A 21,204-nucleotide genomic window follows, 5' to 3' on the forward strand; every position below is an offset into this window, starting at 1 on the left:
GTCTTAGTCGACCTTTTTCAGGAAATCGCCGACCGCCTTCACCAGCAGCGGCGAGACCGGCAAGCTCGGATCGCTGTAGGCCGCGGCCTGCAGCGCCGGGTCGGCCCGCACGTGCTTGAAGATATGGTTCATGCCGGGGATGATGGCCAGGGTCGCATCCGGCTTGGCGCGGTACAGGGCGTTGGCCTGGGCGACCTCCACCTGGATGTCGGTATTGCCCTGGACGATCAGCACCGGCATGGTCAGGGCGGCGATGCGCTGGGACGGCACGTACTTGATGTACGAGATCAGGTATGGCTGGACGCTCGGCCGGTAGAAGACCGCCAGCGCGGGCGGCACCGGGTCAACGGTCGTTCCGTTTTCGAGCGCCGCCAGGATGCGTTCGTTCTCCTTGTCCAGATCTGGCGGCAGCTTGCCGGCCAACTGCTTACGCAGGATGGTCGAAGCGCCATCGGCGGCGCCGGCGATCGACACGAAGGCCGCGGCGCCGCCCTGCTGCGCCGCCAGCATGCCGATCAGGGAGCCTTCGCTATGGCCGATCACGGCCACCGAGCCGAAGCGCGGGTCGGCCTTCAGCCTGGCGATCCAGGCCGCGGCGTCTTCCACATAGTTCTCGAAGCGCAGCTCGGATTCGGTCGGCCCGGCCGGCAGGCTGGCGGCCACGCCGCGCTTGTCGTAGCGCAGCGAGGCAATGCCCTCCCCGGCCAGCGCCACCGCCAGCATCCTGAGGCTGTCGTTGCGACCGGGGATCAGGGGGTTGTTGCCATCGCGGTCGGTCGGGCCGGAGCCGGCGATGATCAAGGCGACCCGCAACTTGCCCTCGGCGGCGGCCGGCAATTGCAGGGTGCCGGCGATGCGGCCGGTCGGCGTGTCGAGATTGACGTGTTCTTCGCTCGTTTGGGCCGAGGCGATGCCGGCGGCCAGGAACAGCAGCAGGGTGGCGATGAAGCCGATGGCGGATCTCATGCGCGCCCCGCGGTGATCGTCTTGGGCGATACCACTAGTACCGTCAGCCAGCCCAGGAAGGCAAAGCAGCGCTGCAAACCCATGAAACACAGGAACCAGACAGCCCATTGCGCGGCGCCGTATTGGAAGGGCGGGAGTCCGGCCGCGTGCAGCAACCCGATCGTCGACATTACCGTGAGCATGCTCACGGGTAGGGAAAACCACCACTTCTTTTCAAGCTCTGACATAGCATTCCTCATTCAATATCACTCACGCCGCCACGGGCATGCCGCACTGCGCCAGGCAGAAACCCTGGATCCGCTCCAGCGCCGCCTCGGCTTCACGCTGATCCAGCCCCACCCCGAAATGGTAGCGATGGGTCGCGGTCTCGATCTCGATCCGGCCATGGCCGAAGCCCAAAGCATCCCATTTTGCCTCGGGCGTCCAGGCCTCCGGCGCCGGCAGCAGCCGCACCGCGCGGATCTCGTCGGGCCGGAAGGCCAGCTCGATCGGCGGCAGCTCGCCCGCAGGCGAGATATACAGCTCATCCCGGAACACGAAGTTGCGATACAGCGCCCAGGCGGCCACGCTGACGATGGACAGCGCGCAGGCGGTGAAGATCACCACGCCGAGCGACAGGTCGCGCCGCGCGCCGCTCGCCAGGCCATAGGCCAGCAGGCAGACGAAGCAAAAGGACATGCACGCGGCAAAGCCACGTTTCTGGGTTGGACAGACGATATGCAGGACCAGGCTGGCGCTCATTCCTCTTCTTCGAAAACGGCCTTGATTGTGAAAGATACCACTTCTCGAAGAATGGAAGATGCGCGAATTATCTCCTGACCTTATATTCCGGGCTCCAGCGCACCCGCGAACCAGCCCAGTTCCCCATCCAGCGCGGCCCGGATCGGCCCCGGCGTGAGGCCGGTCCAGCGCTTGAACGAGCGCCGGAAATTGGCGGCGTCATGAAAGCCCAGGTAGCGCGCGACCTGTTCGTTGTCGGCCCGCTCGACCTGGAACAGCCACAGCGCCACATGGGTGCGCACCCCATCGAGCTCACCCTGGAAATGGGTGTGGTGACGCAGCAGCTGGCGCTTGAAGGTCGCGGGGCTGACGCCGAAATCGGCCGCCGTGCGCTCCAGCGTCGGCGCCATGCGCACATTTTCCAGAAGGTAGTCGTAGAGCGCGGCCAGGATGCCCGGTGCGCGCGATCGTTCCTGCTCGGCCGACTGCAGCGCGAGGCGCGCCGCCATCTCGCTGGCGCGCGGCCACGGCCGGTCGAGCCAGCCGGCGGGCAGCAGCATGGCGTCGAGCTGGCAACCGAAGCGCAGTTCGGTGCCCAGGTGGACGTGGTGCTGTTCGACGTGGCGCGGGGCGCCGCGGTTGAAGCAGAAGCGCCACGGCAGGCGCTCGCCACCTAGCCAGCGGCACAGCGCCACCACCGCCGTCATGTGCATCTCGACCAGGGCCGGCCGGATGCCGGGCGCGCCATAGGCGTCGACCCAGTACAGCAGCGCCACGTCGCCCCAGGTCTCGAAGCGCGGCCGCAACAGCGGCGTCAGGCGCGCGTGGAAGCGGCACAGGGCCTGCAGCAGCGCGCGCAGGTTCGGCGCCTGCACCAGCGCGTGGCTGGCGGCGCCGTCGTGGCCGGGCAGCAGCAGCTGGCCCAGCATGAAACTGGTGTCGGGGCTGTCCAGCGTGTGCAGGGTGTTCGACAACTGCTGCAGGTATTGCGCCGGCGCGACCAGTCCATCGGGATCCAGGCCGGCCACCAGCCCGGTGTCGCGCAATAGGTCGGCGTCGTCCGCGTCGCGCGAGCGGCCGTATTCCAGCGCCAGCGCGGGCTGCTGCCGCGCCGGGATCGAGGGTTCTCCGGCTGGCTGCCAGGCGATCACACGGCGTCCATCTGGCGGCACAGGGCGGCCAGCAGCGCATCGGGCGCGCCCTGCGCGGGCGCGCAGCCATGGCGCAGCGAGATCCGCACCCGGCCGTTCGGAGCATGGTGGCGCATCGAGGACACCATGCGGCACAGGTGCTGGGCGGCGTCGCGCGCGTCGAGCTCCGTCAGGCCCGGCATCAGCACCGCGAAGCGGTCGCCGGCATAGCGGCACAGCAGGTCTTCGTTGCGCAGGTTCAGGAGCAGCATGTGCGCCACCGCCTGCAGCACGCGGTCGCCCTCCGCCTGGCCGTGTTCGCGGTTGATGCGGTGGAATTCGTCGATGTCGAACAGCACCAGCGCGCTGACGCCTTCGCCTTCCTTGTGCCGGCTCTCCCGGCGTAGCTGCTCGCGCAGGTAGGCGGCGTCGGCCAGCTGGGTGATGCGGTCGAACGGGCGATGGTTGCGAAACAGCCGCTCGCGCTTGCGCATGTGGTCGGACAGCGTGGCCTGCTCGAGCTTCCAGTAATACATGCCGACGGTAAGGATCAGCATCCCCAGCGGCAGCAGCGACTCCAGCGCGTTGTCCCACAGCGCCGCCTTGTCGATGTCGACGACCTCGTCCAGGCAATCGGCCCAGGAGCCGAGCATGATGCAGGCCAGGCCGCCGGCCAGCAGCCGCGTGACCAGCCCGTCCGGCCGGCTGGACAGCACGGTCAGGCACCACAGCACCGCCAGCAGCGACGTGCCGCCCTCGCTCGCGATGTCGACCCAGTCCCATTCGGCCATCGGGATGGTCGTTCCGGCGCCGACGAACAGGAAGGCGAAGGCGCCGAGCAGCGCGCCGATCAGCAAGGCATGGCGGATGACGTTGGACATGGAGGCAGCGTTCGAGGTGGATCGCCGGAACATAGCGCAGCCAGATGACCGCAGGATGACAGGATGGCAAAACCGTCGCATCCGGCGACAGGGTCCGAACGGCTCACAGCAAATGGCGTCCCATCGCAACCATACTGCCGCGCCATGCGGCCGGCGTCATGGGCGGCGGGTCATTTCAGCTCATTGTCGGCTCCACGGGGCTTCCGCGGTGGGCGCGCGTCACCAACTCGTCATATTGGGACACCAGAATCCGCCCCACTCCAACTATCTCCTTGCCCCCCATGCGCTATCTCGCCCTCCCCGCCATCACCGCCAGCCTGCTGGCCGCTGCCGGCGTCCACGCTGCCCCTGCTTTTGCGCCGGCCGTCGAATCCAGCGTGGTCGTCACCGGCCAGCGCGCCAGCCTGGCGCGCGCCATCGCCGCCCAGGAACAGGCCGACAATATCGTCAGCGTCATCAGTAGCGACGACATCGGCCACCTGCCGGACAAGAACGCCGCCGAGGCGCTGGCGCGCGTGCCGGGGATCTCGGTCCAGCGCGACCAGGGCGAAGGCCGCTACGTGGTGGTGCGCGGCCTGGACGCCGACTACAACAGCGTGACCATCAACGGCGCCATGGTGCCCTCGCCGGAAGCAACGCGCCGCGCGGTGGCGCTGGACGTGCTGCCGGCCGGCCTGGTGCGCTCGCTGGAAGTGACCAAGTCGGCCACGCCCGACCAGGACGCCAACTCGCTGGGCGGCACGGTCGAGGTCAAGACCCTGTCGGCGTTCGACCTGCCGGGCAAGCTGCTCAGCGTCGGCGTGGCCGCCAGCCACGACACCAATACCGACCAGAACAGCCCCAGCGCCAACCTGCTGTGGGCCCAGCGCTTCATGGACGGCAAGCTGGGCATCGCCGCCGGCCTGTCGGGCGAGAAGCGCAAGTTCGGCTCGGACAACGTGGAAACGGGCGGCGCCTGGGACGGCAACCGCCTCGAAGGCTTCGAGATGCGCGATTACCTGCCCACGCGCGAACGCCGCGCCGGCGCCTTCAACCTCGATTACCGCCCGGACGCCAGCACCAGCTACGCCCTGCGCGGCTTCCTCAGCCGCTTCTCGGACGAAGAATCGCGCGACCGCATGACCGTGGGCGACTTCGAGAACGACGACGAGAGCGTGGTCGAAGGCGAACTCGCTCCCGCCACCATCGAACGCCGCCTGCGCCAGCGCAAGTACACGCAAGAGATCCGCTCGCTCACCGGCTCGATGGACCGCCGCTTCGGCGAGGCCTGGAAGATGCACCTGGAGGCCGCCACCAGCCGCGCCACCGACAAGACACCGAACGCGATCAGCGACGCGCGCTTCACCAACATCGAGAGCTTCGAGGGCGTCGGTTTCACCAACACCCGCGCTCCGCACCTGATCGCCCCCGCCGGCGTGGCGGATGCCGCCAACTACGAACTCGATTCGTTCGCGATCGAACGCGCCTACGCCAAGGACACCAGCCATCAGCTGCGCCTCGACCTGCAGCGCGAATTCGACGCCGGCGACTGGAGCGGCGCGTTCAAGTTCGGCGCCAAGGCCACCCGCCGCGACAAGCGCACCGACACCGACGCCTGGGAGTTCGGCAGCGACGATCCCGAGGATGGCGACTACTGGGGCGCCGGCCCGACCTCGATGGCCGCCTTCGTCAACGGCACCCGCATCGACTACCCGTTCGGCAACCTGGGCTACACGCTCGACCCGAACCTGGTACGCGCCCGCCTGGCGGGCCTGAACCGCGACGGCGCACGCGCGATCGTCGACTCGGCGCTGGACGACTTCAAGCTGCAGGAAGACATCGACGCCGCCTACGTGCAGGCCAGCCTGCGCAGCGGCGCCTGGTCGCTGCTGGCAGGTGTGCGCGCCGAGCGCACCCGCTTCAAGGCCGACGGCTCGCAGGTGACGGACGAAGAAGAGATCACGCCGCGCGGCGCTTCGCGTTCCTACACCAACTGGCTGCCGGGCATGCACCTGCGCTATGACATGGACCAGCACACCAGCCTGCGCGCGGCATGGAGCAACTCGGTGGTGCGCGCCAACTTCGCCCAGCTGGCGCCGGGCGTCAGCCTGGATGGCGACGACGAAGCCACCATCGGCAACCCGGACCTGAACCCGCTGCGCTCGCACAACCTGGACCTGGGCATCGAGCGCACCATCGGCAGCGACGGCGTGGTGTCGGCCTATGTCTTCACCAAGGCTATCCGCGACTTCACCTACGCCACCGACCTGGCCGGGCGCGGAGAATGGGTCGACTTCAATAGCGCGATCTCGTACGCCAACGGCGAAAAAGCGCGCGTGCGCGGCATCGAACTGGCCTGGCAGCAGCCGCTGCGCATGCTGCCGGCGCCGTTCAATGGCCTGCTGATCGGCATCAACGGCGCCATCACCCACTCGCGGGCCGACATCGACAGCGCCGACGGCGACGGCGGCGTGGCTTCGCGCAGCATCCGCATGCCGGGCCAGTCGAACCGCATCGGCAACCTGATGGTCGGCTACGAGTCCGGTCCGTTCAGCGCCCGCCTGGCGATGAACTACAAATCGCCCTACCTGCTCGAACTGGGCGAGGACGTGCTCGACGCGAGCCAGGACCGCTACGTCGACGCCCAGAAGCAGCTGGACTTCTCGATGTCGTTCAAGCTGGACAAGCGCTGGCAGCTGACTTTCGACGCCAGCAACCTGAACAACGAAAAATACTATGTGTACATGGGCGACAAGTCCCGCAACGCGCAACATGAACAATACGGCCGCACCTTCAAGATCGGCCTGAAAGCGAGCATCTTCTAATGAAAAAAATCGTATCCCTGGTACTCCTGGCCACCCTGCATGCGGCAGCCGCCGCTGCGCCGCAAGTGCCGGCTTCGCTGGCCAAGAGCGAAGCCCTGGCCGCGCTGCCCGGCGGCGCCTGGCTGGCGCTCGACAAGAACGCCCTGCGCCTGGTCGGCGCCGACGGCAGCGAACGCGCCAGCCTGGCCATCCGCGCCGAGCAGCTCGACCTGCGCCCGGTCGAAGGCGGCGTGCTGGCCGTGATCATGGATTCCAACACCGAGCGCGTGCAGCCGGTGCGGGTCGACCTCGCGGCCGGCGCGCTGAAGGCCTTGCCGCCGATGCCGGAAGCCGGCTTCGGCCTGGAAGCGGCCTGCATGTACCGCGACGCCCAGGGCCTGGACCATGTATTCATGGTCGGCCCGGACGGCCAGGCGCAGCAGTGGCTGCTGGGCGGCGAGGCGCAGGGCGGCTATCGCCTGGTGCGCCGCCTGGCGCTGCCGACCGCGGTCACCCATTGCCGCGTCGACGACGCCCACGCCACGCTGTTCGTCGCCGAGGAAGGCATGGGACTGTGGGCCTATGGCGCCGATGCCGAGGGTCCGTCGGCGCGCGTGCCGGTGGCGCTGCGCGCGCCCTACGGCAAGCTGGCCGGCGAGATCGAGGGCCTGGCCGTGCTGCCGGGCGGCGTGGCCGCCCTGGACGAGAAGGGCGACCTGTTGAGCTGGCGCCGCACCGGCGCGGCCTGGACCGCGCTGCCGGCGCGCACGCTGGGCGGCAAGCAGCTGGTGGCGCTGGGCGGCGCTTCGCTGCTGGTGCAGACGAAGAAAGGCTGGCAGGCGCCGGCGCTGGCATGGAAGGCCGGCAACCCGCCACCGCGCGCGCTGCCGATCGTGCTGCCGCGCATGCAGACCGCGCCGGTTGCGCAACTGGGCGACGCCGCCGACGATCCGGCGATCTGGGTCAACCCGAAGGACGCGGCCCAGTCGCGCATCCTCGGCACCAACAAGAAGCAGGGCATGCTGGTGTACGACCTGCAGGGCAAGCAAACCCAGTTCCTGCCGGCGGGCCGCCTGAACAACGTCGACGTGCGCCAGGACCTGCGCTTCGGCGACGAGCGCTTCGACCTGGCCCTGGCCACCCAGCGCGACGAAAACGCAATGGTGCTGTTCACGATTGACGCCAGGGGCATGCTGGCCGAAGCGGCGCGCCTGCCGACCGGCCTGGATGACATCTACGGCACCTGCACCTACCGCACCGCCGCGGGTGGCCTGGATGCCTTCGTCAACGACAAGGACGGCCGCTACGAGCACTGGCAGATCACCCGCAGCGGCGGCAAGTTCAGCGCCACGCTGGCGCGCCAGTTCAAGGTCGCCACGCAACCCGAAGGCTGCGTGGCCGACGACCGCAGCGGCCTCTTGTTCGTGGGCGAAGAAGACAAGGCGCTGTGGGTGACGTCGGCCAAGGCCGACCAGCCGGCCACGCTGAAGATGGTGATGCCGGTGGGCGAGTGGCTGCACGACGACATCGAAGGCATGGGCATCTACCACGGCGACAAGCAGAGCTACCTGGTGGTGTCGAGCCAGGGCAATAGCAGCTATGTGGTGTTCGACGCGGCCCCGCCATTCAAGGTGCGCGGCGCCTTCCGCATCGGCATGGACCCGGTGGCCGGCATCGACGGCGCTTCCGAGACCGACGGCCTGGAAGTGAACTCGGCCAACTTCGGCGGCCCGTTTGCGCGCGGCATGCTGGTGGTGCACGACGGCTTCAAGCGCATGCCGGATGCGGCCCAGAACTACAAGGCGGTGGCCTGGGACGACATCGCCAAAGCCTTGAAGCTGGATGAAGCATCAAAGTAAGTTGGCGTCATTCTTTCGCTAGCATCCGCACGTCGTCCCCACGAAGGTGGGGACCCAAGCTTGCCAGTGCACCAGCAGCATCATACGTAGTTGCTGATCGAAGGAATTGGGTCCCAGCCTTCGCGGGGAGTCGTTACTGCCAGTGGCAGTAACGACGTGATTCAGGCGCCGCGGCCTCCGGTTCCACCAGGTGGCTGCTCAACCAGCGCGCCACCTCGGCCGCCCTGCTCTCGATCTCCGCTCCAAAACCCTGGCTCGCCAGCAGCGCGATGCCGTTCGGGTTGCGCAATACGCCCGGAGCCAGCACCGGCACGCCGCTGGCGGTGTCGATGAAGAACGGCTCGAGCTGTTCGCGCAATAGCGGCGCCAGCACCAGGTTGTGCGAGGACACCAGCACCAGGTCGCGATGCGCCAGTTGTTCCAGCACCGCGCAGGCGGCCGACACCGACTCCAGGTGATTCGTCCCACGGAAGACTTCGTCGATCAGGCAGATGCCCGGCGGCCGGCCGGCGGCATCCAGCAATTGATTCGCCCGCCGCAGTTCCGCCATGTACAGGCTCTCGCCGCCCAGCAGCGAATCCTCGTTCTGCATGCTGGCGCGCACCGGAACCGCCGGCAGGCAGGCCCGCGTGGCATAGCAAAAGCCGAAGGCGCGCGCCGCGATCGCGTTCAGGCCCACCATGCGCAGGAAGGTGCTCTTGCCCGAGGCGTTCTGGCCCGAGACGAATGCGCCTTTTCCTTTCAGAGTCACCGACAGCGCGGCCGGCTGCATCATCAGGGGATGGACGCCACCCTCCAGCACCAGGGTGCGCGCATCGCCGCGCTCGTTCCAGCACCAACGCTCCCTCGACGCCAGGTGGCGCACCAGCGTCAAGTCGGCCTCCAGGTTGGCACAAGCGAAGTAGCATTCGCGCAGCAAGGCGCGCTCGGCATGCACGATGCGCAGCGTCTTGAAGTAGTGCGCCACATTGGCGGCCGCGAACCAGTCGGCATACTGCTTCGCAGCCGGGATCATTCTCAAACTTGGCGAACGCGCCAGGCGCAGGTGCAGGCGTTCGGCCCTGGCGCGCGCTTCCATGAAGGTTTCCAGCATCGGCCCGCCCTGCTTGCCCAGCAGGCTGGTCGTGCGTAGCAGCGCGTGCAGCGCGCGGATGGCGGCGGTCCACTCCTCTATCGACTGGTGATAGCGAATCTGCAGCGCCATCAAGGGCACGAGGGCCGCCAGCGTCAGCGCCCAGCCGAACGGCAGGGTGACCAGGGCCGCGAGCGACAGCAGCAAGGTAAGCGGCAGCAGCCATAGCCAGCGCGACCAGAACGGGATGGTCGGCGCCGCATCGCGGAACAGCAGGCTGGCCACCTCCGCATCGGCATGGCGCAAGGTAGACAGGTTGGCGCCGATCGCTTCCAGGCGCGCGGGGTCGTCCATCAGCGCCCGCAGGCGCGTGCGCTGCGTCGTGCACGCCGCATCGTCGATGCCGGCGCGCAGGCGCTGATGCAATACCTGGCGTCCGAAGATGCTGGCGTCGGGCGCCAGCTTGTCTTCGAAAGAGGCGATCAGCAGGTCGTTCCAGGTCTGGTCATCGATGCCCGCAGCGCCGTCCAGACAGTGCAGGCGCCCGATCTCGTCCGGGGTGAAGAAGTGGCGCGGTAGTGGTGGAGTCACTGGCGCGAAGCTGCGCCACAGGTCGTGCAAGCGGTCGAACAACGACAAGGTCTGTCCTTGGGGGAGAACCGGCGGCGCCGGGTGCCAGTCCAATATACGGATCGGTTGCCATCTTGCAAGATCGAAAACATTTATGGGCTGAAATTACCCGTGATGCATGTTCAACATTGAATCCGACAATGTACGTTTCCAAACATACCGCGTTCCGAATCGCTGGCACGATCATTGGCACAAGGCTTCCGCAGAGCTCCCCGCAGTGCTCCCGATAACAACGACCAAGAAAGGCAGGCCCCAAATGAAACGCGCTTCGCTCGCAGCCGCACTGTGCATGATATTCAGCTCCGCCACCGCCCAGCAGGGCGACGGCACCATGTTCTCCACCAAGATCAACGTCTGGAAACCAAATAAGGTGGAGGCCACGCCGGAGCGCATCGCCGCCCTGAAGGCGCCGGCGGGCTTCACGGTCAGCGCCTTCGCGACCGGCCTCAAGAACGCGCGCATCATCGCGGTGGCGCCGAACGGCGACGTCTACCTGAGCCGGCGCGATCAGGGCGACGTGCTGCTGCTGCGCGACGCCAACGGCGACGGCCGCGCCGATGGTGCCCCGGTCACGGTGGCCAACCGCGCCGGCGCCCACGGCCTGGCGATCCGCGACAACAAGCTGTACCTCGTCACCGTCAAGGAGTTGTTCGTGGCCGACATCAAGCCCGACGGCCGCCTGGGCGAACTCACCATGCTGATCGGCGACCTGCCCGATTCGGGCCAGCACCCGAACCGCACCATGGCCTTCGGCCCGGACGGCATGCTGTACCTGAGCGTCGGCAGCACCTGCAATACCTGCAACGAAAGCAATGTGGAAAATGCCACCCTGCTGCGCGTTTCCCCCGATGGTAAAAGCCGCACCATCTTCGCCAGCGGCCTGCGCAACCTGATCGGCTTCGGCTGGCATCCGGCCACGGGCGAGCTGTGGGGCTTCGACCACGGCATCGACTTCCTGGGCGACGACGTCCAGCCCGAAGAGATCAATAAGATCGAGCTGGGCAAGCAGTACGGCTGGCCGCACGTCTACGGGGCCGGCGAGATCTACCCGCAAAGCACGCCGCAGGGCGAGATCACCAAGGAACAGTGGAAGGCGCGCAGCACGCCGATGGTGCTGGGCTATACCGCCCACGCGGCGCCGATGCAGTGGGTCTGGGGCGCCGGCAGCGCCTTCCCGGCCGACTACCAGGGCGACGCCTTCGTCACCATGCGCGGTTCGTGGAACCGGGTGCCGGCATCGGGCTACGAGATCGTGCGCGTGCGCTACCAGGACGGCCAGCCGAAGTCGGTTGAGCCGTTCGTCACCGGCTTCCTGACGGATGGCGGCAAGACCCATATCGCGCGTCCGGTCGGCCTGGCGCTGGCCAAGGACGGCGCGCTCCTGATGGCGGACGACGCCAACGGCGTGATCTACCGCATCGCCTACACCGGCGGCAAGGCGGCCGCCGCCACGCCGCCGAAGGCCCCGGCCGGCCCTATGGAGCAGCAAGTGAACAAGGGCAACAAGGTCCCGCTGGCGAACCAGCGCCCCGAGACCGGGGCCAAGGGTCAGCTGAGCGTGACGTCGTCGAGCTTCAGCGCCAACGGGACGATGGACGATCGCTACACCGAGTATGCGGACGGCGTCTCGCCGGCGCTGTCCTGGAAAGCCGTGGCGGACGCGAAGTCGTACGCCGTCATCATGGAAGACCCGGACGCCAAGCCGGTCACGCCCTTCGTGCACTGGGTGATGTGGAATATCCCGGCCACCATCACCAGCGTGCCGGAAGGCGTGCAGGAGCAGCCGCGCCTGTCCGACCCGGACGGCGTGCTGCAGGGCCGCACCACGCGCGGTGCGCCCGGCTACTATGGGCCAAGGCCGCCGGCCGGCGAAGCGGCGCACCGCTACCACTTCCAGGTCTATGCACTGGACAAGATGCTCGATGTGCCATTCGGCGCAGACCGTGACCAGGTCCTGGCCGCGATGAAGGGCCACGTACTGGCCAAGGGCGAGATCGTCGGCAAGTACGGGCAGAAGCAGCAGCCACAGAAGTGAACGTTGCGCGGACAGCCGTGTCCGCGAACGACCGCCAAGGGCCGGACGGACACCGCGGACAGCGGTGTCCGTCCGGTCAGCCTCTTATAAATCAATAACTTAACGATGAAATAATCGCTGGCACGGATCGTGCAATAACGACAGGAAACTCGTCGTTACTGGACACAACATGATCCGCGATACATCCCAACAAGACGCCGTCGTCGCGACGCCGGCGTCCCACAAGTTCAAGCGCCCCGCGCTGGTAATCGGTATCGCCGCCGCCCTGCTGGCCGCGAGCGTCGCCGTGTTCGCCGCCTGGAGCGGCAGCGAACATTCGGTCTCCGGCAGCCGCGTGCGCATCGCCGAAGTCCAGCGCGGCACCCTGGTGCGCGACGCCGCCGTCAACGGCCGCGTGGTGGCCGCCGTCAGCCCCACCCTGTATTCCACCGCCCCCGCCACCGTCAACCTGAAGGTCGCCGCCGGCGACACGGTCAGGAAGGGCGACGTGCTGGCGGTGCTCGAGTCGCCCGACCTGAGCGACGCCCTCAAGCGCGAAGTCTCGACCTACGAACAGCTCAAGGCCGAAGTGGCGCGCCAGCAGATCCTGGCGCGCAAGCAGCAACTGCTGGCCAAGCGCGAAGCCGACACCGCCGAGATCGAGCGCTTGTCGGCCCAGCGCACCGTGGAGCGCTACGACAGCGTGGGCGTGGTCGGCATCATCGCCAAGATCGACTACCAGAAGGCCCAGGATGCCCTCAACTCGGCCGGCATCCGCGCCAGGCATGCGGCGCAGGCGGCCAACCTCGAAGGCGACGACGTCCAGCTGGCGATACGCACCAAGACCAACGAGATGGAACGCGCGCGCCTGTCGATGGCCAACGCCCAGCGCAGGGTCGACGAGCTGACCGTGCGCGCGCCGGTGGACGGCTTCATCGGCACCCTGAACGTGCAGAACCGCATGGTGGTCATCGCCAATGCCCCACTGATGACGCTGGTCGACCTGTCCAAGCTCGAAGTCGAGGTCGAGGTGCCCGAGACCTATGCCGGCGACCTGGGCCTGGGCATGAGCGCCGAAATCACCCTGCCTTCGGGCCGCGCCACCGGCAAGCTGTCGGCGCTGTCGCCCGAGGTGGTCAAGAACCAGGTGCTGGCGCGGGTGCGCTTCGACGGCGAGCAGCCCAAGGGCCTGCGCCAGAGCCAGCGCGTCAGCGCGCGCCTGCTGATCGAAGAGAAGCAGAACGTCCTGATGGTGCAGCGTGGCCCGTTCCTGGAAAACGAAGGCGGCCGCCATGCCTATGTGATGCGTGACGGCGTTGCGCAGCGCACCCCGATCCAGGTCGGCGCCACCAGCATCTCGGCGGTCGAGATCCTGTCCGGCCTGAAGGCCGGCGACCGGATCGTCGTGGCCGGCACCGACGCCTTCGAGAGTGCCGCCAGCGTCTCCATCAACCAGTAAACAACATCGTCCAACAAGGAGCCAACCATGCTGCGCATGACCAACCTGAGCAAGGTGTACCGCACCCACATGATCGAGACCCACGCGCTGCGCGGCTTCGAGATCCACGTCAGCCAGGGCGAATTCGTCACCGTGACCGGGCCGTCCGGCTCCGGCAAGACCAGCTTTTTGAACATCGCCGGCCTGCTCGAGGAGTTCACCTCGGGCGAATACGTGCTCGACGGCGTCAACGTCAAAGGCCTGGACGACGCGGCGCGCTCGCGCCTGCGCAACGAGAAGCTGGGCTTCATCTTCCAGGGCTTCAATCTGATCCCCGACCTGAACCTGTTCGACAACGTCGATGTGCCGCTGCGCTACCGCGGCTTCAATGCGCGCGAACGCAAGGAGCGCATCGAGGACGCGCTGGCCAAGGTCGGCCTGGCCTCGCGCATGAAACATTACCCGGCCGAGCTGTCGGGCGGCCAGCAGCAGCGCGTGGCGATCGCGCGCGCGCTGGCCGGCTCGCCGAAACTGCTGCTGGCCGACGAACCGACGGGTAACCTGGATACGCAGATGGCGCGCGGCGTGATGGAACTGCTGGAAGAGATCAATGCCGCCGGCACCACCATCCTGATGGTGACCCACGATCCGGAGCTGGCGGTGCGCACCCACCGCAACGTGCACATCATCGACGGTCAGGTGTCCGACCTGGTGCGGCGCGGCCCGTCGCTGGTCGGCACCCCCGCCTCTGTCCCGGCATAAGGAGCGGCCATGTTCGGCTATTACTTCAAGCTCGGCGTGCGCAGCCTGCGCCGCAACCGCTACCTGACCTCCCTGATGGTGCTGACCCTGGCCATCGGCGTGGCGGCCAGCGTCGCCACGCTCGCCATCCTGCACGCGATGTCGGGCGACCCGATCCCTTCCAAGAGCGACCGCCTGTTCGTGCCCTTCATCGACAATGCCCAGGCCGAAGGCTATATCCCTGGGTCCGAGCACATCGACATGCAGATGAGCTACAAGGACGCGACGAACCTCCTGCGCGCCAAGCCGGGCGACCGCGGCACGGCCATGTACGGCACCGGCATACCGATCGAGCCGCCGCGCACCGACATTCCGGCCTTCACCGGCTATGGCCTGGCGCCGACGCGCGACTTCTTCGCCATGTTCGAGGTGCCCTTCCTGCATGGCCAGCCGTGGAGCGTCGAGGACGATGCGCGCGGCGCCAATGTCGTGGTGCTGGGCCGTGCAGTGGCCGAAAAACTGTTCGGCGACGCCAACCCGGTCGGCCAACGCCTGCGCATGGGCGGAGAACCGTTCACCGTGGTCGGCGTGCTCGGCGAATGGAACCCGATGCCCCGCTACTACAAGCTGATCGGCAGCGGCCCCGCCACCGGCGAAGACTTCATGATTCCCTTCACGACCGCGGTGCGCCGCGAGATGCCGGCCTACGGCAGCGTCAACTGCAGCGAGTCGCGCGATTCAGGCTTTGCCTCGCTGCTGGCCTCGGAATGCACCTGGATCCAGTTGTGGCTCGAGACCCGTTCAGGCATGGACCGCGCCGACCTGCATGCCTTCCTCGAAAACTATGCGAGCGAGCAGCGCAAGCTGGGCCGCCTGAAGCGCCAGGCCCCGGTCGAGCTGTACGACGTGATGGAATGGATGGAAAAGCAGAAAGTGGTGGGCAACGATACCCGACTGTCGGCCTGGCTCGCCTTCGGCTTCCTGATCCTGTGCCTGGTCAACACCGTCGGCCTGCTGCTGGCGAAGTTCTCGGTGCGCGCCTCCGAGGTCGGCATCCGCCGCGCGCTGGGCGCCTCGCGGCGCGACATCTTCCGCCAGTTCCTGATCGAGACCGGCGTGATCGGCCTGGCCGGCGGCGTGCTGGGACTGGCGCTGGCTTTCGGCGCGCTGGCCCTGATCGGCATGGAAAGCAAGAGCATGGCGGCCGTGGCGCGCATGGACTGGCAGATGCTGGCCTTGACCTTCGTGCTGTCGATCTGCGCCTCGCTGGTCGCCGGCCTGCTGCCGACCTGGCGCGCCTGCCAGGTAACGCCAGCCATCCAGCTCAAATCGCAATGATCATCAGAGACTCAACCCGGGAGCAATGAATATGGAAATCCGACCCATCCTGTCCGCGCTGCTGCGCAACAAGACCGGACCGATCCTGGTGGCGATGCAGGTCGCCCTGAGCCTGGCGATCCTGGCCAACGCCCTGCACATCGTGAACGAACGGCGCGAGGTGGCGGCGCGCCCTTCGGGCCTGCTCGACGAAGCCTCGACCTTCTACTTCTCGGTGCGCAACCTGAACCAGGACACGCCAGACCAGATGCTGGCCACCGTCAAGCGCGAACTCGAGGTGCTGCGCTCGGTGCCCGGCATGGTAGCGGCCGGCCAGGTGTCGCAGATGCCGCTGTCGCAAAGCGGCACCACCTCCACGGTGTCCGCCGACCCGCGCCAGGAACGCGAGAGCGCCTATACCTCGGTCTACGCGACGGATGGATCGATGGTCAAGACCTTCGGCCTGAAATTGGTCGAGGGTCGCGACTTCTTGCCGCACGAGGTCCCGGAAGTCAACCAGGTCCTCGAGAACAGGATGCCCGAGAACATCCTCATCACCAGGGCGCTGGCCGAAAAGCTGTGGCCGGGCGCACCCGCGGTGGGCAGGACCATGTACTTCGGCGTCGGCAACGAGGCGCGCGGCACCCAGGTGATCGGCGTGGTCGAGCGCCTGCAAAGCGTGCATGCCGAAGTAGGCGTCGACGCCGAGTATTCGATCGTGATGCCCGAGTTCACGTATGGCCGGCCCGGCACCACGTACGCCATGCGCGCCGAGCCGGGCCAGCGCGACCGCGTGATGCGCGAAGCCGAGCAGGCGCTGCGCAAATCGTCGGCCACGCCGATGATCCTGCGCATCAAAACGGTCGAGGGAGATCGCAACGACCGTTACCGCGCCGACGTGGCGCTGTCGTGGATGCTGGTGACGGTGAGCGCGCTGCTGCTCCTGGTGACTTGCAGTGGCATCGTCGGCATGGCCAGCCTGTGGGTGACCCAACGCCGCAAGCAGATCGGCGTGCGGCGCGCGCTCGGCGCCCGCAAGATCGACATCCTGCGCTACTTCATCCTGGAGAACGTCCTGATCACCAGCGCCGGCGTGTTCGGCGGCGTGCTGCTGGGCGTCGGCCTGAACCAGCTATTGGTGAGCAAGCTGGAAATGACGCGGCTGCCGCTGCCCTACCTGATCGCCGGCGCCCTGCTGTTCTGGGCAATCGGGATCCTGGCCGCCTACGGTCCGGCGTGGCGCGCGGCCAGCACCTCGCCGGCGCTGGCCACCCGCAGCACCTAGGCGGGAGGGTGCTATGCTGGCGGCCATGCCCACAGTTCTCATCATTGACGACAATGCCGCCGTCGCCATGGCGCTCGAAGTGCTGTTCTCGCTGCACGACATCGCGGCGCTGCGCGCGGCCTCGCCCGAGGAGGGCCTGGACCTCCTCGGGCGTGAGCCGGTCGACCTGGTGATCCAGGACATGAACTTCACGGCCGACACCACGTCGGGCGAGGAAGGCGTGGCCCTGTTTCGCGAGATCCGCCTGCGCCATCCCGACCTGCCGGTGATCCTGCTCACCGCCTGGACCCACCTGGATGCGGCGGTCGACCTGGTCAAGGCGGGCGCCGCCGACTATCTTTCCAAACCCTGGAACGACGAACGCCTGCTGGCCACGGTCGGCAACCTGATCGAACTGGGCCAGGCCAACCGGCTGCTCGGCAGCCGCCTGCAACGCGAACACAAGGCCAAGCGCGAGCTCGAACTGAACTTCGACCTGCGCGGCCTGGTGTGGCAGGATCCGGCCACCGAACGCGTGCTTCACCTGGCTTGCCAGGTGGCGCGCGCAGACGTGCCGGTCTTGATCACGGGCCCCAACGGCACCGGCAAGGAGCGCATCGCCGAAATCATCAACGCCAATTCACAGGTGGCCAACGGCCCCTTCGTGGTACTCAACTGCGGCGCCCTGCCGTCGGAACTGATCGAGGCCGAGCTGTTCGGCGCCGATGCCGGCGCCTATACCGGCGCGTCGAAGGCGCGCGAAGGCAAGTTCGAGGCGGCCGATGGCGGCACCCTGTTCCTCGACGAGATCGGCAACCTGCCGCTGGCCGGCCAGATGAAACTGCTGCGGGTACTGGAAACCGGCCGCTTCGAGCGGCTCGGCTCGAACCGCGAGCGGCAGGTGAAGGTGCGCGTGATCAGCGCCACCAATGCGGATCTCTCCGCGATGATCCGCGCCGGGACCTTTCGCGAAGACCTGTTCTACCGCCTGAACGTGATCGAGCTGCGCCTGCCGCCGCTCGCGAACCGTTCGGGTGACATCCTGCCGCTGGCGCAGTCCTTCCTGGCGCGCGGCAAGACCCTGCATCCATCGGCCGAAGCGGCCCTGCTGGCCCATCCCTGGCCCGGTAATGTGCGCGAGCTGAAGAACGTGATGGCGCGCGCCAACCTGCTGTCGAACGGCGACACCATCACGGTGGCGGACCTCGGCCTGCCGTCGGCCAGCCTGCCGGCCCCGGAGACGGAACCCGACCGCGACGCCATCGTGGGCGCGCTGGCGCGCGCCGGCGGCGTGGTGGCGCAGGCGGCGAACGAACTTGGCCTGTCGCGCCAGGCGCTGTACCGCCGCATGGAGCGGTTGGGAATCGAACGTTCATGAACTGGGCGCCGACACGGGCCAGGTTTTCGCTGGTCACGCGCCTGTCGGCACTGGTCGGCACCCTGCTCGTGCTGGCCATGCTGGCCGCGCTCGGCCTCGACGCCCTGTTCCCCGGCCGCCCGCTGCTGGTCGCCGGCCTCTGCCTGCTTGGACTGCTGCCGGTGGCGATCATCACCCTGCGCGCGCAGGTCCAGCCCATCCTGTCGCTGTTTCGCGCGCTGGAAGGCACGGTGGACAGCTACCGCGACGGCGATTTTTCCTTCAGCCTGCATTGGCCGCACAACGACGAGCTGAGCGACCTGATCGCGGCCCATAACCGGCTGGGCGCCGTGCTGCGTGAGCAGCGCCTGGGCCTGGTGCAGCGCGAACTGCTGCTCGACTCGATGGTGCAGAACACGCCGGTGGCGATGCTGCTGGTGGCCGATTCCTCCGCCCACGCGGGTGAGCACTCAGGTGTCATCGTCTACGCCAACGTCGCCGCGCGCCGGCTGCTGGCGCATGGCCGCAAGCTCGAGGGACACGCCCTGCGCGCCGTGCTCGACGAGGCGGCGCCGGCCCTGCGCGAAGCGCTGGCACGCGGCGGCGACGGCCTGTTCAGCGCCGGCGAGGGAGAAAGCGAAGAGGTCTATCACCTGGCGCGCAGCACCTTCAACCTGAACGGGCGCCGCCACGAGCTGCTGCTGCTGCGCCAGCTGACGGCCGAACTGCGGCGCCAGGAAGTGCAGACCTGGAAAAAGGTGATCCGCGTGATCAGCCATGAGCTCAACAACTCGCTGGCGCCACTGGCTTCGCTGGCACATTCCGGCGCCGAACTGGTACGGCGCGGACAGGTGGAGCGCCTGCCGCAGATCCTCTCGACCATCGGCGAACGCACCCGCCACCTGGAAAGCTTCATCCTCGGCTATGCGCGCTTCGCCAAGCTGCCCACGCCGCGGCTGGAAGCCTGCCCATGGCCGGACCTGGTCGCACGCCTGGCCGGCCAGGTCGATTTTTCGGTCGAAGGGGAGCTGCCGCCAGACCCTGCCTGGGTCGACGCCGCCCAGTTCGAACAGGCGCTCCTGAACCTGCTCAAGAACGCCCATGAATCCGGCTCGCCGCCGGAAGACGTCGGGCTGCAGGCGCGGCGCGTGCAGGACCAGCTGCGCATCGACGTGCTCGATCGCGGCAGCGGCATGAGCGATACCGTGCTCACCCAGGCCCTGGTGCCCTTCTATTCGACCAAGCGCAGCGGCACCGGCCTGGGGCTGGCGCTGGCGCGCGAGATCGCCGAAGCGCACGGCGGACGCATCCTGCTTGCCAACCGCGACGGTGGCGGCCTCGCCGTCACGCTGTTCCTGCCGGCGCTATCCGCCCCGCCATCCGGCTGAACCCCGGCGCGCTCTGGTAAGATCGGCTTTGATTTTGCCTCGTTGCGACCATGCCGCCGTCCACCATCGATCCCCGTTTCGCCCAGCCCGGCCATCCGCCCGCCACCATCGACGAATTCGAAGGCGTGCGCTTCCTGCACCTCGGCACCTCCTGGGTGCAGGGCGCGATGCGCATCGCCAAGCCGGACACGATCGAGCTCGAATACGTGCAGATGATGATGATGTGGACGCTGTTCCAGCGCGCGCCGCGCCACATCGCCCAGCTCGGGCTGGGCAGCGCCGCGCTCACCAAGTTCTGCTACCAGCGCATTCCCGAGGCGAAGGTCACGGCGGTCGAACTCAATCCCAACGTGATCGCGATCTGCCGCGCGCTGTTCGGCCTGCCCGACAACGATGCCCGCCTCGACGTGCGCGAAATGAATGCGCTCGACTTCGTGCTCGACCCCGGCAACCACGGCAAGTTCGACGTGCTGCAGGTCGACCTGTACGACCAGGACGCGCGCGGGCCGGTGCTCGACTCGGTCGAGTTCTACCAGGGCTGCCGCGACTGCCTGGCGCCGGGTGGCCTCATGACCGCCAATGTGTTCGGCGACTTCAGCAACTACGACAAGAACTTCCTGCACATGGAGCAGGTCTTCGACGCCGTCGCCTGGCTACCCGAGGTGCACGACGCCAACGTAGTGGTGCTGGCCTTCAAGGATGCGCCCGAGATCGACTTCGCGGTGCTGTACGAGCGCGCCGGCGAGATCAAGCGGCGCCTGAACCTGCCGGCCAAGGACTGGGTCAACGGCCTGAAAGAGTGGATGCGCGACCATTCGTGATCGTCATCTTGTGGCGCGGCGTGGGCGGGCGGCGGTCCGGCAGGTGGCCGCTGACGCCCAGTTCGGACGCCGGCACCGGCGCACCGAGCACCGCGAACACCGCGCCGCAGGGTTCGCGCTCCAGCCCCAGCACCGGAAAGACCCGTTCGAGGTTGGCGTACTTGGCCCAGGCGCCGGCGCCGCGCGACTGGCTCGGCGGGATCGACATCGCGGCGAAGCCGCGCGCGCCCTTCTCGACCGCCGCGATGCTGCGCACGCGGGCGGCATGCGCCTCTTCATCGGATTCCCCGTCCTGGCCGGCATCCATGCAGCGCACCCGCAGTTGCGCGCCGGGCAGCGGATGGTCGTCGATCTTCTGGTTGGGAGCGTGCCAGAGCTGCATCAGCACGATGCCGGTCGGCCCGTGGGCATCCCAGGCGCTTTGGAGACTGCCGTGGTGTTCCAGGCCATAGCGCTTGCATAGCTGGGTGATATTCATCTAGTCATTCCGTTGCCGTTGGCGCCGCTCGCGGTTGCGGCGGGCGGCGGGATCCTGCATGGCGCGCAGCAGGATCTCTTGTGAGACATTGCAGCTCTCGAGGTACACCAGCCCCGCCGACACGCCACGCGTCTCGGCCAGGAACAACGCATATTCGGTAGCGAGCGCGGACCGCTCGTCGATTCGTCGTTGGATCATGATGTGGCTGCCTACGAAGTGCGGCGAAAGCGCCGTCTTGAAACCTATGCTAAAGCCACTAGGCTGCACACTATAGGAAATCTTGTTAAAGAACGTAACAATCCAGCAAACTCTTTTGTACAACATTTCTCACCAAAAACTTCTTTA

General features: G+C 67.5%; 18 protein-coding genes. 10 read left to right on the forward strand and 8 right to left on the reverse strand.

What is annotated here, in order from left to right; genetic code table 11:
* Positions 1 to 3 precede the first annotated feature (3 nt).
* The 5 genes from AC3A6F_RS24070 to AC3A6F_RS24090 all read right to left on the reverse strand — a co-directional run bounded on the left by AC3A6F_RS24070 (position 4) and on the right by AC3A6F_RS24090 (position 3,697).
* Positions 4 to 966 (reverse strand): alpha/beta hydrolase, encoded by a 963-nt coding sequence (locus AC3A6F_RS24070; RefSeq protein WP_487686006.1) that lies wholly within the window; start codon positions 964 to 966, stop codon positions 4 to 6.
* Positions 963 to 1,193: a hypothetical protein gene (locus tag AC3A6F_RS24075; RefSeq protein WP_487686008.1), complete on the reverse strand. Its 231-nt coding sequence runs from the start codon at positions 1,191 to 1,193 to the stop codon at positions 963 to 965. The genes AC3A6F_RS24070 and AC3A6F_RS24075 overlap by 4 nt, the downstream gene beginning before the upstream one ends.
* A gap of 22 nt (positions 1,194 to 1,215) precedes the next feature.
* Positions 1,216 to 1,707, reverse strand: coding sequence for a hypothetical protein (locus tag AC3A6F_RS24080; RefSeq protein ID WP_487686011.1), 492 nt, complete (start codon positions 1,705 to 1,707; stop codon positions 1,216 to 1,218).
* An 80-nt stretch (positions 1,708 to 1,787) separates the two neighbouring features.
* Positions 1,788 to 2,837, reverse strand: coding sequence for an AraC family transcriptional regulator (locus AC3A6F_RS24085; RefSeq protein ID WP_487686013.1), 1,050 nt, complete (start codon positions 2,835 to 2,837; stop codon positions 1,788 to 1,790).
* Positions 2,834 to 3,697 (reverse strand): GGDEF domain-containing protein, encoded by an 864-nt coding sequence (locus AC3A6F_RS24090; protein WP_487686015.1) that lies wholly within the window; start codon positions 3,695 to 3,697, stop codon positions 2,834 to 2,836. The genes AC3A6F_RS24085 and AC3A6F_RS24090 overlap by 4 nt, the downstream gene beginning before the upstream one ends.
* Before the next feature lie 281 nt (positions 3,698 to 3,978).
* Between AC3A6F_RS24090 and AC3A6F_RS24095 the strand changes: the two genes are divergently transcribed.
* Together AC3A6F_RS24095 and AC3A6F_RS24100 are read left to right on the forward strand one after the other, a co-directional pair.
* Positions 3,979 to 6,501 carry a TonB-dependent receptor gene (locus AC3A6F_RS24095; RefSeq protein ID WP_487686018.1) on the forward strand — a complete coding sequence of 841 codons (2,523 nt, stop codon included), beginning with the start codon at positions 3,979 to 3,981 and terminating at the stop codon, positions 6,499 to 6,501.
* Complete coding sequence (locus tag AC3A6F_RS24100) at positions 6,501 to 8,339, forward strand: phytase (RefSeq protein WP_487686022.1); 1,839 nt, start codon at positions 6,501 to 6,503, stop codon at positions 8,337 to 8,339. The genes AC3A6F_RS24095 and AC3A6F_RS24100 overlap by 1 nt, the downstream gene beginning before the upstream one ends.
* Positions 8,340 to 8,472: 133 nt before the next feature.
* Here the strand turns inward: AC3A6F_RS24100 and AC3A6F_RS24105 are convergent, their stop codons facing one another.
* Positions 8,473 to 10,050 carry a MutS-related protein gene (locus AC3A6F_RS24105; protein ID WP_487686023.1) on the reverse strand — a complete coding sequence of 526 codons (1,578 nt, stop codon included), beginning with the start codon at positions 10,048 to 10,050 and terminating at the stop codon, positions 8,473 to 8,475.
* Positions 10,051 to 10,330: 280 nt separating this feature from the next.
* On the opposite strand from AC3A6F_RS24105, the gene AC3A6F_RS24110 reads away from it, so the two are divergent.
* From AC3A6F_RS24110 to AC3A6F_RS24145, 8 genes are all read left to right on the forward strand, one after another.
* Positions 10,331 to 12,076 (forward strand): YbhB/YbcL family Raf kinase inhibitor-like protein, encoded by a 1,746-nt coding sequence (locus tag AC3A6F_RS24110; RefSeq protein WP_487686025.1) that lies wholly within the window; start codon positions 10,331 to 10,333, stop codon positions 12,074 to 12,076.
* 169 nt (positions 12,077 to 12,245) lie between these two features.
* Positions 12,246 to 13,514, forward strand: coding sequence for an efflux RND transporter periplasmic adaptor subunit (locus tag AC3A6F_RS24115; protein WP_487686028.1), 1,269 nt, complete (start codon positions 12,246 to 12,248; stop codon positions 13,512 to 13,514).
* Positions 13,515 to 13,541: 27 nt separating this feature from the next.
* Positions 13,542 to 14,255: an ABC transporter ATP-binding protein gene (locus AC3A6F_RS24120; protein ID WP_487686031.1), complete on the forward strand. Its 714-nt coding sequence runs from the start codon at positions 13,542 to 13,544 to the stop codon at positions 14,253 to 14,255.
* Positions 14,256 to 14,264: 9 nt separating this feature from the next.
* Positions 14,265 to 15,572 carry an ABC transporter permease gene (locus AC3A6F_RS24125; protein WP_487686034.1) on the forward strand — a complete coding sequence of 436 codons (1,308 nt, stop codon included), beginning with the start codon at positions 14,265 to 14,267 and terminating at the stop codon, positions 15,570 to 15,572.
* 31 nt (positions 15,573 to 15,603) lie between these two features.
* A complete protein-coding gene (locus AC3A6F_RS24130) occupies positions 15,604 to 16,836 on the forward strand; it encodes an ABC transporter permease (protein ID WP_487686037.1) in 1,233 nt (410 codons plus the stop codon).
* Positions 16,837 to 16,861: 25 nt separating this feature from the next.
* On the forward strand, positions 16,862 to 18,193 hold the full coding sequence (locus AC3A6F_RS24135) for a sigma-54-dependent transcriptional regulator (RefSeq protein WP_487686039.1): 1,332 nt from the start codon (positions 16,862 to 16,864) through the stop codon (positions 18,191 to 18,193).
* Positions 18,190 to 19,560 (forward strand): sensor histidine kinase, encoded by a 1,371-nt coding sequence (locus AC3A6F_RS24140; protein WP_487686042.1) that lies wholly within the window; start codon positions 18,190 to 18,192, stop codon positions 19,558 to 19,560. Before AC3A6F_RS24135 ends, AC3A6F_RS24140 begins: the two co-directional genes overlap by 4 nt.
* A 50-nt stretch (positions 19,561 to 19,610) precedes the next feature.
* The gene (locus AC3A6F_RS24145; RefSeq protein ID WP_487686045.1) at positions 19,611 to 20,381 is read left to right on the forward strand and encodes a spermine/spermidine synthase domain-containing protein; all 771 of its coding nucleotides are present in this window, start codon (positions 19,611 to 19,613) and stop codon (positions 20,379 to 20,381) included.
* Here the strand turns inward: AC3A6F_RS24145 and AC3A6F_RS24150 are convergent.
* Together AC3A6F_RS24150 and AC3A6F_RS24155 are read right to left on the reverse strand one after the other, a co-directional pair.
* Positions 20,344 to 20,859, reverse strand: a complete 516-nt coding sequence (locus AC3A6F_RS24150; RefSeq protein WP_487686047.1) for a hypothetical protein — start codon at positions 20,857 to 20,859, stop codon at positions 20,344 to 20,346. The two genes, AC3A6F_RS24145 and AC3A6F_RS24150, sit on opposite strands and share 38 nt — an antisense overlap.
* Positions 20,860 to 21,057: a hypothetical protein gene (locus AC3A6F_RS24155; protein ID WP_147936230.1), complete on the reverse strand. Its 198-nt coding sequence runs from the start codon at positions 21,055 to 21,057 to the stop codon at positions 20,860 to 20,862.
* Positions 21,058 to 21,204: the final 147 nt, after the last annotated feature.

Source organism: Massilia sp. Soil_C_3 (genome assembly GCF_057657035.1).